Origin of the sequence: Pseudomonas sp. WS 5059 (assembly GCF_012985525.1) — a bacterium.
GTDB lineage: Bacteria > Pseudomonadota > Gammaproteobacteria > Pseudomonadales > Pseudomonadaceae > Aquipseudomonas.
The window spans coordinates 358,913-370,835 of the sequence record NZ_JAAQWO010000004.1; the positions used below are offsets into that span (position 1 = coordinate 358,913).

Annotated in this window: 5 protein-coding genes; 2 read left to right on the top strand and 3 right to left on the bottom strand. The window is 62.5% G+C overall.

The genetic code is table 11. The features are described from left to right. Nucleotides 1–64: 64 nt before the first annotated feature. From HBO12_RS14000 to aceE, 3 genes are all read right to left on the bottom strand, one after another. Complete coding sequence (locus HBO12_RS14000) at nt 65–2,755, bottom strand: putative bifunctional diguanylate cyclase/phosphodiesterase (protein ID WP_169952310.1); 2,691 nt, start codon at nt 2,753–2,755, stop codon at nt 65–67. A gap of 311 nt (nt 2,756–3,066) precedes the next feature. Continuing rightward, on the bottom strand, nt 3,067–4,710 hold the full coding sequence (gene aceF, locus HBO12_RS14005) for a dihydrolipoyllysine-residue acetyltransferase (protein WP_169952308.1): 1,644 nt from the start codon (nt 4,708–4,710) through the stop codon (nt 3,067–3,069). An 11-nt stretch (nt 4,711–4,721) separates the two neighbouring features. Further along, nucleotides 4,722–7,367 (bottom strand): pyruvate dehydrogenase (acetyl-transferring), homodimeric type, encoded by a 2,646-nt coding sequence (gene aceE / locus HBO12_RS14010; RefSeq protein WP_169952306.1) that lies wholly within the window; start codon nt 7,365–7,367, stop codon nt 4,722–4,724. Nucleotides 7,368–7,750: 383 nt separating this feature from the next. On the opposite strand from aceE, the gene glnE reads away from it, so the two are divergent. Continuing rightward, the gene (gene glnE / locus HBO12_RS14015) at nt 7,751–10,690 is read left to right on the top strand and encodes a bifunctional [glutamate--ammonia ligase]-adenylyl-L-tyrosine phosphorylase/[glutamate--ammonia-ligase] adenylyltransferase (protein WP_170042414.1); all 2,940 of its coding nucleotides are present in this window, start codon (nt 7,751–7,753) and stop codon (nt 10,688–10,690) included. 198 nt (nt 10,691–10,888) lie between these two features. Further along, entirely contained in the window at nt 10,889–11,923 is a 1,035-nt protein-coding gene (gene waaF / locus HBO12_RS14020; RefSeq protein WP_169952302.1) for a lipopolysaccharide heptosyltransferase II, read from the top strand.

Sequence of the window (11,923 nt, forward strand, 5' to 3'; positions counted from 1 at the left end):
CAGTCCTCTCGTCAGGTTGAGTTAACAGTTCAGACCACCAGTGTGCCCGAGTGTTACAGCGCTGTCAGGCGATTGGCCCGCGCGGATAGCGTTTGAGCTTCTCTAGCAACTCGGAGCCGGGAATGGGCCGGTCGAACAGGTAGCCCTGGCCGACGTCGCACCGATGGCGGCGCAGGAACGCCAGTTGTTCGGCGGTCTCGATGCCTTCGGCGACCACCTTGAGCTTGAGGTTGTGCGCCATGGCGATCACTGCCGAGGTGATTTCCATGTCGTCCTGGTTGTCCGGGATCTCATGGATAAAGCTGCGGTCGATCTTGATGATGTCGATGGGGAATTTCTTCAGGTAACTGAGGGACGAGTAACCGGTGCCGAAATCATCCATGGCCAGGGTCAGGCCAAAGCTCTTCAACTGGTCCAGTTGCAGGCGCGTGTCTTCGGTGGCTTCCAGCAGCAGGCCCTCGGTCAGCTCCAGCTCCAGCAGGTTGGCCGGCAGCTGTTCTTCCTTGAGGATGCTGGCGATGGAGGCCACCAGGTCCGGGTCGGAAAACTGCTTGGGCGACAGGTTGATCGCCACCTGCAGGTTGCCCAGGCCGGCGGCGCTCAACTGCTTGCTCATGCGGCAGGCCTGGCGCGCGATCCATTTGCCGATGGGGATGATCAGGCCGGTCTCTTCGGCGACGCTGATGAACTGGTCCGGGCGGATCATGCCCTTTTCCGGGTGGTTCCAGCGCAGCAGCGCCTCCATGCCCAGCAGGCGCCCGCTGCGCAGGCACAGCTTGGGCTGGTAGAACACGTCCAGCTCGTTCTGGGTCAGGGCGCGGCGCAGGTTGTTTTCGACGAACAGTTTGTAACTGGCCTCGGCATTCAGGGCCTCGGTAAACACCTGCACCTGGTGCTTGCCGTTGGCCTTGGCCTTGTGCAGCGCCAGGCCGGCGTTGCGCATCAGGGTCTGCGGGTCGCGGCCATGCAGCGGCGCGCAGGCCAGGCCCACGGAGCCGGTGACGCTGATCAACTGGTTGTCGACGAACATCGGTTTGTCGAGGGTCATCAGCAACTGGCAGGCCATTTGCTGGCCGGCCTCAAGGTCGGCGTTGTCGAGCAGTACCGCAAATTCGTTACTGGCAAAGCGTGCCAGGCTGCCGCCGGCATTGAGGCTGTTGCGCAGGCGTCGGGCCAGGCTGATCAGCAGCTTGTCGCCGGTCTGGTGGCCGAGGCTGTCGTTGATCCGCTTGAAGTTGTCGATATCCACCAGCAGCAGGCTGATGGGCGCGTCGCTGTCGCGGGCGAAGCGTTCGTCGAGGTTGCGGATAAACGCCGGGCGGTTACCCAGGTTGGTCAGGTTGTCGGTGTAGGCCAGGCGCTCGATACGCTGCTGGGCCAGCTTGGTCTGGGTGATGTCTTCGTAGATGCCGATGTAGTGGGTCAGTTCGCGGTTGTCGCCATACACCTTGGAGATCGACAGCTGGCCCCAGTACGGTTCGAGGTTTTTGCGCCGGCTCTTGAACTCGCCCTGCCAACTGTTGCTCTTGGCAAGGCTGGAGGGCGCGTCGAACAGCAGTTCGCTGAGGTTTTCCAGGGCCGGCAACTGGGCCAGGCGATGGCCGTGGACTTCCTCGGTGCTGTACTGGGTGATCGCGGTGAAACTGGGGTTGACGTACTCCACCACGCCGTCGCAATTGACCAGCAGGAAGGCATTGGCACTTTGCTCCACGGCGCGCTGGAACAGGTGCAGGGCGCTGGTGGCGGTGCGCCGGTTATGGTTGTTGATGACCTGGGCGAACTGGTCGGCCAATTCGCCGGCAAAGGCGATTTCATCGGACAGCCAGTCCCGGGTGCCAGCGCTTTGTTCCAGGCACAGTACGCCCACCACCTGGCCATCGACGCGGATGCTGGCGTCGAGCATGGCGTGGATGTCCATGGGTCGCAGGCTTTCGACCATGTCCCGGGTGCGCGGGTCGCGCATCGCATTGCCGGCATCGATGGCGCGGCAGCTCTGCAGGGCTTCGAGGTAGTCCGGGAAGCCACTGGCATCAATCGGCGCCGGCATATGGTGTTGCTGGTCGGCGCGGTGAAACGCAGAGATCGGCACCAACTGCTGGCCTTCGAGGTTCCAGATGCTGGCGCAGTCGATCTGGTAGATGTCACAGGCACTGCGGGTGATCAGTTCGGCGGCTTCTTGCAGGGAGTTGTTGGTGCTGTAGCGCTGGCGGGCCAGCAGCAGGATCAGTTCCTGCTGGGCGCGCACCCGCTCCAGGTGCTGCAACTGCTCCTGTTGGGCGCGCTGGTTGAGCTCCAGGGCGATCTGCAGGCGGCTGTTCTGGTCTTCCAGGTCGGCGGCGGGCAGCGGCGCCAGGTTGCTGAATAAACCGTCCACCACCATCAGGTAGCCGCGCAGCAGGTGGCGATTGTGTTGCTTGTAGGCCTCGCCGACCTCCAGCAGGCTCAGCGGGCCGTCGTTGGTGTGCAGGGTGTAGCGCACCAGGTAATGGGGGCTGGTGGTCAGTTGCTGCTGGATCGTGTCGTGCAACTGATAGCGCGCCTGGGGTTCCATCAGGCTGGCGTAGGGCGAGCCGATCAGCGAGCACAGCTCTACTGCGGGCAAGCCGAATTGGCGTTCACAATTGGGGTCGAGGTACAGCAGCGCCCAGCTAGCCTCATTCAGCCGCTCGAAACGCAGCATACCGAGGCGCGAAGGCACCGGTAATTGCGTCACGACCTCGGCCGCCGTTCGGGCGACATCGGGTTGGCTTTTCATGGGGGAACTCGCTTGGAAAAATGCGCATCGCGCCGGGCTATCGCCCTCTTTGCTGCTGTCTGCGGCAAGGTTGCATCATGCAGCGCGGACTGACAAGAGAGGATGAAGGCTAAGTGCTATAAGTGGGTTATCGGCCGCAGGGCGGTTTTCTACAGTCGGCCTGATAGATGGTCTGTCGATTCCCTGTAGGAGCCGGCTCCTGCAAACCACAGGCAAAAAAAGCCCCGCCAAATTGGCGGGGTTGAGGTACGAGCGTGGCGCTCGGAAATCGTTGCAACCAGCCTCCCCGGTGAAGGGGAGGCTGCTGCGGCTTACAGCAGGATGGTGCGGATGTCGTTGAGCAACTGGCTCAGGCGCTGGGTGAAGCGTGCAGCGGCCGCGCCATTGATCACACGGTGATCGTAGGACAGCGACAGTGGCAGCATCAGCTTCGGCTGGAAGGCCTTGCCGTCCCACACAGGCTGGATGGTGGCCTTGGAAACACCAAGGATCGCCACTTCCGGCGCGTTGACGATTGGCGTGAAGCCAGTACCGCCAATGTGCCCGAGGCTGGAGATGGTGAAGCAGGCGCCTTGCATGTCGTCCGGAGTCAGCTTCTTGTCGCGGGCCTTGGCAGCCAGTGCAGCCGCTTCGCCAGCCAGTTGCAGCAGGCTCTTCTGGTCGACGTTCTTGATGACCGGTACCAGCAGGCCATCCGGGGTGTCGACCGCGAAGCCGATGTGTACGTATTTCTTGCGAATGATCGCCTTGCCGCTTGGTGCCAGCGAACTGTTGAAGTCCGGCAGTTCCTTGAGCAGGTGCGCGCAGGCCTTGAGCAGCAGTGGCAGCACGGTCAGTTTCACGCCGGCCTTTTCGGCCACGGCTTTCTGCGCAACGCGGAAAGCTTCCAGGTCGGTAATGTCGGCCTGGTCGAACTGGGTCACGTGCGGAATGTTCAGCCAGCTGGCGTGCAGACCGGCTGCGCCGATTTGCATCAGGCGCGTCATCGGCACTTCTTCGATTTCGCCGAAGCGGCTGAAGTCTACGGTGCGGATCGGCGGAATGCCCGAGCCACCGGTAGCAGCGCCGGCAGCCGGAGCTTCCTTGGCCTTCTGCATCATGGATTTGACGTAGACCTGCACGTCTTCCTTGAGCACACGACCGTGTGGGCCGGTAGGGCTGACAGCGCTCAGCTCGACGCCGAACTCACGGGCCAGTTGACGCACGGCAGGGCCGGCGTGAGCCTTGGCACCACTTGGCGCTGGGGCAGCCGCCGGGGCCGGTGCGGCCTCGGCTTTTGCCGCAGGAGCCGGGGCGGCGGCAGCCGGTGCAGCTTCAGCCTTGGCGGCAGGAGCAGCGGCCGGCGCCGGGGCAGCAGCAGGCGCAGCGCCTTGTACTTTCAGCTTGAGGATGAAGTCGCCAGTGCCGACTTCGTCTTCGAGCTTGACCGCGATGCTTTCCACGACGCCGGCAGCCGGCGATGGGATTTCCATGGAGGCCTTGTCGGACTCCAGGGTGATCAGCGACTGGTCGGCTTCGACAGTGTCGCCGACCTTGACCAGCAGCTCGATGATCTTGGCCTTGCCCGACGAACCGATGTCCGGGACGTGAATGTCCTGGACAGTCGCCGCCGCCGGTGCAGCAGCCGGGGCCGCAGGGGCCTCGGCAGCCGCCGCTGGCTTTTCAGCCTGCGCCGGTGCAGCAGCGGCAGCAGGCGCCGCCGCCGGGGCCGCATCAGCGGCACCTTCGATTTCCAGCTCCAGCAGTTCGTCGCCTTCTTTCAGGCGGTCGCCCAGCTTCACTTTCAGGCTCTTGACCACGCCAGCCTTGGGAGCAGGGATTTCCATGCTCGCCTTGTCCGACTCCAGGGTCAGGATGCTCTGGTCGGCTTCGACGGTGTCGCCGACCTTTACAAACAGCTCGATTACTTCACCTTCACCGCTGCCGATGTCAGGTACGCGAATGAGTTCGCTCACAAAAAATCTCCTCAGCAGTCCAGTGGGTTGCGTTTTTCCGGGTTGATCCCGAACTTGACGATAGCGTCTGCTACCACCTTGGGTTCGATTTCACCACGGTCAGCCAAGGCTTCCAGGGCTGCCAACACCACGAAGTGACGGTCGACCTCGAAGAAGTGACGCAGCTTCTTGCGGCTGTCACTGCGGCCGAAACCGTCGGTGCCCAGGACTTTGAATTCCTTGGACGGGACCCACTGGCGAATTTGTTCAGCAAACAGTTTCATGTAGTCGGTAGAGGCGATGACTGGACCTTTACGGCCGGTCAGGCACTCTTCGACGTAGCTGCGCGCAGGCTTCTGGCCTGGGTGTAGGCGGTTGCTGCGTTCCACGGCCAGGCCGTCGCGACGCAGTTCGTTGAAGCTGGTAACGCTCCATACGTCAGCACCGACGTTGAACTCTTCACGCAGGATCTTCGCCGCTTCACGCACTTCACGCAGGATGGTGCCGGAGCCCATCAGCTGTACGTGGTGTGCCGCTTCCTTGGTGTCTTCTTCGAGCAGGTACATGCCCTTGATGATGCCTTCTTCAACACCGGCCGGCATGGCTGGTTGCTGGTAGGACTCGTTCATCACGGTGATGTAGTAGAAAACGTCCTGCTGCTCTTCGGTCATCTTCTTCATGCCGTCCTGGATGATCACCGCCAGCTCGTAGCCGTAGGTTGGATCAAAGGTGCGGCAGTTCGGGATGGTGGCAGCCAGGATGTGGCTGTGACCGTCTTCGTGTTGCAGGCCTTCGCCGTTCAGCGTGGTCCGCCCGGCAGTACCGCCGATCAGGAAGCCACGGGTACGGCTGTCGCCTGCTGCCCAGGCCAGGTCGCCAATACGCTGGAAGCCGAACATCGAGTAGAAGATGTAGAACGGCAGCATCGGCTGGTTGTGGCTGGAGTACGAAGTACCGGCAGCGATGAAGGAGCTCATGGCGCCCGCTTCGTTGATGCCTTCTTCGAGGATCTGGCCCTTCTTGTCTTCCTTGTAGAACATCACCTGGTCTTTATCGACTGGCTCGTAGAGCTGGCCGACGGAGGAGTAGATGCCCAACTGGCGGAACATGCCTTCCATACCGAAGGTACGGGCTTCGTCCGGGATGATCGGGACGATGCGCGGGCCGATTTCCTTGTCCTTGACCAGCTGCGCGAGGATCCGCACGAAGGCCATGGTGGTGGAGATCTCACGGTCGCCCGAGCCGTCCAGGATAGCCTTGAGGGTATCGAGTGGTGGCGTCGGTACGCTGAAGCTCTGGGCGCGGCGCTGTGGCACGAAACCGCCCAGTGCAGTGCGACGCTCGCTGAGGTAGCGGGCTTCGGCGCTGTTTGGCTCGGGCTTGAAGAACGGCAGGTTCTCCAGCTCTTCGTCCTTGACCGGGATGTCGAAGCGGTCGCGGAACAACTTCAGGCTGTCGACGTCGACTTTCTTGGTGTTGTGCGCAGTGTTCTTCGCTTCGCCGGCACCGGTGCCATAACCCTTGATGGTCTTGGCCAGGATGACGGTCGGTTGTTCTTTGTGGTTGACCGCTTCGTGGTATGCCGCGTAGACCTTGTACGGGTCGTGGCCGCCACGGTTGAGTTTCCAGATCTCGTCGTCGGACAGGTCGGCAACCATCGCCTTGAGTTCAGGCGTGTTGAAGAAGTGTTCACGTACGAACGCGCCGTCTTTGGCCTTGTAGTTCTGGTACTCGCCGTCGATGACTTCGTCCATGCGGCGTTGCAGGATGCCGTCGACGTCCTTGGCCAGCAGTGGGTCCCAGAAACGGCCCCAGATGACTTTGGTCACGTTCCATTGGGCACCGCGGAACACGCCTTCGAGTTCCTGGATGATCTTGCCGTTGCCGCGAACCGGGCCGTCGAGGCGCTGCAGGTTGCAGTTGATGACGAAGATCAGGTTGTCCAGCTTCTCGCGGCCGGCCAGGGAGATGGCGCCCAGGGATTCCGGCTCGTCGCACTCGCCGTCGCCCAGGAAGCACCAGACTTTCTGCTTGCCTTCGGGGATGAAGCCACGGGCTTCCAGGTACTTCATGAAGCGTGCCTGGTAGATCGCCTGGATCGGGCCCAGGCCCATGGATACAGTCGGGAACTGCCAGAAGTCAGGCATCAGCCAAGGGTGCGGGTACGACGACAGGCCGCCACCGTCGACTTCCTGGCGGAAGTTGTTCATCTGGTCTTCGGTGATGCGACCTTCCATGAACGCACGGGCGTAGACGCCTGGCGAGGTGTGGCCCTGGAAGTAGATCAGGTCGCCGCCGTGTTCTTCGGTCGGGGCCTGGAAGAAGTAGTTGAAGCCGATGTCATACAGGGTTGCGCTGGAAGCGAAGCTGGAGATGTGACCGCCCAGGTCAGAATCTTTCAAGTTCGTGCGCATAACCATCGCCATCGCGTTCCAGCGTACCAGCGAGCGAATGCGGCGTTCCATGAACAGGTCGCCAGGCATGCGTGCTTCGTGGGTAACGGGGATGGTGTTGCGGTATGGCGTGGTGATGGCGTAGGGCAGTTGCGAGCCGCTGCGGGTCGCGAGTTCGCCCATACGGGTCATCAGGTAATGCGCACGGTCTTCGCCTTCTTTGTCGAGAACCGATTCCAGGGCGTCCAGCCATTCCTGGGTTTCGACGGGATCGAGGTCTTGCATGGCTTGCTCCAGGGCGGAAAGGCTACCAGAATCGGTTGCCTGAAGTTTGCGACTGGCCTTGTGGGCAGACGACATAAATTCTTGGATGGCCGAAGGTTGCTTCGGCGTCCTGTAGTTTTACTACAAATCGTCGGCCATTTCAGCCTTTCGAATGTATATACGAGTAGTAAAACTACACAAGACTGAGCGTATGGCTCGGTCTGGCTGGTGAGCATAATCGTTATTGTTGATCTTTTGCGAACAAGAAAAGGTAGAAGTTTAATGTTGCCTGCCAAAATTAAAGAACTTTCAGCTATTTCTAACCTTTGTTCGACAGTCCTTCATCGAGCGTGGTTCTTGCGTTCACAGCTACAAGTCATTTACGCGCCGATCAAGGATAGACCATGAGCCTTCCAATGCTGGTTGAACTCCCAGCCATTCTGTTGCCATTTGCCAGCCGGGCCGAGCAGTCATTTCGTGACGCGGTGGCCATGCTGGATGCCGATCATGGCCTGTCCGCGTGGACGCCGCAACGTTGGGCCGACTTCGCCCGGGTGTGCGCCGCCAGTGACTTTGTGATTGAACAGAGTGTTCGTGACCCTTTGATGTTGCTTGAGCTGGTGGCCTGGGGCGAGCTGGATCGCGGCTTTGCGCCCGATGAGCTGTGTGGGCAGATTGCCGCAGCCGTGCAACAGGCGCAAACAGAAGACGAACTGGGTCGCGTGCTGCGCCGCCAGCGCACCCGCCAGCAAGTGCGCATCATCTGGCGCGACCTGACCCGACAGGCGGACCTGGTGCAGACCTGCCGCGACCTGTCGGACATGGCCGACGCCAGCATCGACCAGGCTTACCAGTGGCTGTACCAGCGTCACTGCGCGCAATTCGGCACGCCCACCGGCGGGCGTAGCGGCGAGCCGCAGCAGATGGTCATCCTCGGCATGGGCAAGCTGGGCGCGGTGGAGTTGAACCTGTCGTCGGACATCGACCTGATCTTTGCCTACCCCGAGGGCGGCGAGACCGTGGGGGCCAAGCGTGCCCTGGACAACCAGGAGTTCTTCATCCGCCTGGGCCAGAAACTGATCAAGGCCCTGGACCCGATGACCGTCGACGGCTTTGTGTTCCGGGTCGACATGCGCCTGCGGCCCTACGGTTCCGCCGGGGCGCTGGTGCTGAGTTTCAATGCCTTGGAGCAGTACTACCAGGATCAGGGCCGCGACTGGGAACGCTACGCGATGATCAAGGCGCGGGTGGTGGCCGGCGACCAGGTGGCCGGCGCGCAATTGCTCGACCTGTTGCGCCCGTTCGTCTATCGGCGCTACCTGGACTTTTCTGCGATCGAAGCGCTGCGCACCATGAAGCAGTTGATCCAGCAGGAAGTGCGGCGCAAGGGCATGGCCGACAACATCAAGCTGGGCGCGGGCGGTATCCGTGAGGTGGAATTTATCGCCCAGGCGTTCCAGCTGATTCACGGCGGCCGCGACCTGAGCCTGCAACAGCGGCCTTTGCTGAAGGTGCTGGGCACCCTGGAAGGCCAGGGCTACCTGCCGCCGGCGGTGATTGCCGAGTTGCGCAGCGGCTATGAGTTCCTGCGCTACACCGAACACGCGATCCAGGCCATCGCCGACCGCCAGACCCAGATGTTGCCCCACAGTGATGAAGACCAGGCGCGGATCGCGTTCATGCTGGGCTTTGCCGACTGGACCGCGTTCCACGGGCAGTTGATGTACTGGCGTGGCCGGGTGGATTGGCATTTCCGCCAGGTGATCGCTGATCCGGACGAAGAGGAGGGGGTGGAAAGCGAATTGGTGGTCGGCGGCGAGTGGCTGCCCTTGTGGGAAGAATCCCAAAATGAGGAGGCCGCCTGTCGCCAATTGGCCGAAGGCGGCTTTGCCGATGCGCCCAAGGCCCTGAAAGCCCTGGCCAGCCTGCGCGGCAGCCCGCAACTGCGGGCGATGCAGCGCCTGGGACGTGAGCGCCTGGATGCGTTTATCCCGCGCCTGCTGGCCCAGGCCGTCGAACACGCCAACCCGGACCTGGTGCTGGAGCGCGTACTGCCGCTGGTAGAAGCTGTCGCGCGGCGTTCTGCGTATCTGGTGCTGTTGACGGAAAACCCTGACGCCCTGCGTCGGCTGTTGACCCTGTGCGCCGCCAGCCCGTGGATTGCCGAGCAGATCACCCGCTTCCCGCTGCTGCTGGATGAACTGCTCAACGAAGGCCGCCTGTTCAAGCCGCCCTTGGCGCCGGAACTGGCCGCCGAACTGCGCGAGCGCCTCACGCGCATCCCCGAAGATGACCTTGAGCAGCAGATGGAAGCCCTGCGCCACTTCAAGTTGGCGCACCGCCTGCGGGTCGCCGCTTCGGAAATCGCCGGCAGCCTGCCGCTGATGAAGGTCAGCGATTACCTGACCTGGCTCGCCGAGGCCATTCTGGAGCAGGTGCTGGCCCTGGCCTGGCGCCAGACCGTGGCGCGCCACGGCACGCCGCAACGCCTGGACGGCACCCTGTGCGACCCCGGATTCATTATTGTCGGCTATGGCAAGGTCGGCGGGATCGAGCTGGGGCATGGCTCGGACCTGGACCTGGTGTTTATCCACGATGGTGACCCGCAGGCCGAAACCGACGGCGCCAAGCCGATCGATGGCGCGCAGTTCTTTACTCGCCTGGGCCAGCGCATCATTCACCTGCTGACCACCCAGACCAACTCCGGGCAATTGTACGAGGTGGACATGCGCCTGCGACCTTCTGGCGCATCCGGGCTGCTGGTCAGCTCCCTGGGGGCTTTTGCCCGTTATCAGGAAAACGAGGCCTGGACCTGGGAACATCAAGCCCTGGTGCGGGCGCGGGTGCTGGTCGGCAGCCAGGACGTGGGCCGCGCGTTTGAAGGCGTGCGTGCGCAGGTATTGGGCCGCACGCAGGACCTGGCGAAGCTGCGCCAGGAGGTCAGCGAGATGCGCGCCAAGATGCGCGATAACCTGGGCACCAAGTCGACCGGGGCCGGCACGGCGGCGAACGCCTTCGAGCCCACGGCGCTGTTCGATCTCAAGCAGGACGCCGGAGGTATCGTCGATATTGAATTTATGGTGCAATACGCCGCTTTGGCGTGGTCTGCGCAGCATCCATCGTTACTGCGCTACACCGACAATATCCGCATCCTGGAAGGCCTGGAGCAGGTCGGGCTGATGCCCGCCGCCGATGCCCACCTGTTGCGTGAGGTGTATAAGGCCTACCGCTCGGCGGCCCATCGCCAGGCCTTGCAGAACGAGGCGGGGGTGGTTGCCGGGGATCAGTTTGCTGACGAACGGCGCCAGGTGAAACGGATCTGGCAAGAACTGGGGTTAAGCTAAAACACTACAGCGACCCCAATTGAATGTGGAGACCGGCTTTATGTGGGAGCGGGCTTGCCCGCGATGCAGGCGCTGCGGTCTGGCTGACAGCACGCGGTGATGCTATTGCGGGCAAGCCCGCTCCCCCACACACCGTGACCTACAGTAATTATCGAGGCGGGGAGGCATGAGCCTCCCCGAATCGTTTGTGGAAACTACATGAATATTCTGATCGTTGGGCCCAGTTGGGTCGGTGACATGGTGATGGCGCAGACACTGTTCCAGTGCCTGAAACAGCGTCATCCCGACTGCCAAATCGACGTGCTCGCCCCCGAGTGGAGCCGGCCGATCCTGGAGCGCATGCCCGAAGTACGGCAGGCCTTGAGCTTCCCGCTCGGCCATGGCGCGCTGGAACTGGCGACCCGGCGGCGGATCGGCAAGTCCCTGGCCGGCCAGTACGACCAGGCGATCCTGCTGCCCAACTCGATGAAGTCGGCCCTGGTGCCGTTCTTCGCCGGCATCCCCAAGCGTACCGGCTGGCGCGGCGAGTTCCGTTATGGCCTGCTCAACGACGTGCGCAAGCTCGACAAGGCCCGCTACCCGCTGATGATCGAGCGCTTCATGGCCCTGGCCTATGCGGCCAATGCCGAGCTGCCGACACCGTATCCACGGCCGAGCCTGCAAATCGACCCGGTCACCCGCGATGCAGCCCTGGCCAAGTTCGGCCTGAGCCTCGACCGCCCGGTGCTGGCACTGTGCCCAGGCGCCGAGTTTGGCGAGTCCAAGCGCTGGCCGTCGGAGCATTATGCGAAGGTTGCCGAGCTGAAAATCCGCGAAGGCTGGCAAGTCTGGCTGTTTGGCTCGAAAAACGATCATTCGGTGGGGGAGGACATCCGCCAACGCCTGATCCCCGGCCTGCGCGAAGAAGCGGTCAACCTCAGTGGCGATACGTCCCTGGCCGAGGCGATCGACCTGCTGTCCTGCGCCGACTCGGTGGTGTCCAACGACTCTGGCCTGATGCACGTGGCCGCCGCGCTGAACCGCCCGCTGGTGGCGGTGTACGGTTCCACTTCGCCAGGCTTCACGCCGCCGTTGGCCGACAAGGTCGAGGTGGTGCGCCTGGGCCTGGAGTGCAGCCCGTGCTTTGACCGCACCTGCCGTTTCGGCCACTACAACTGCCTGCGCCAGTTGCTGCCCGACTCGGTAGCCCAAGCCTTGCAGCGCTTGCAGGGCAACGTGGTCGAGGTTCACTGA

Bases quoted from the DNA above. Each gene is read 5' to 3' on its own strand.
- HBO12_RS14000 (WP_169952310.1), bottom strand. From the start codon at position 2,755: ATGAAAAGCCAACCCGATGTCGCCCGAACGGCGGCCGAGGTCGTGACG.
- aceE (WP_169952306.1), bottom strand. From the start codon at position 7,367: ATGCAAGACCTCGATCCCGTCGAAACCCAGGAATGGCTGGACGCCCTG.
- glnE (WP_170042414.1), top strand. From the start codon at position 7,751: ATGAGCCTTCCAATGCTGGTTGAACTCCCAGCCATTCTGTTGCCATTT.
- waaF (WP_169952302.1), top strand. From the start codon at position 10,889: ATGAATATTCTGATCGTTGGGCCCAGTTGGGTCGGTGACATGGTGATG.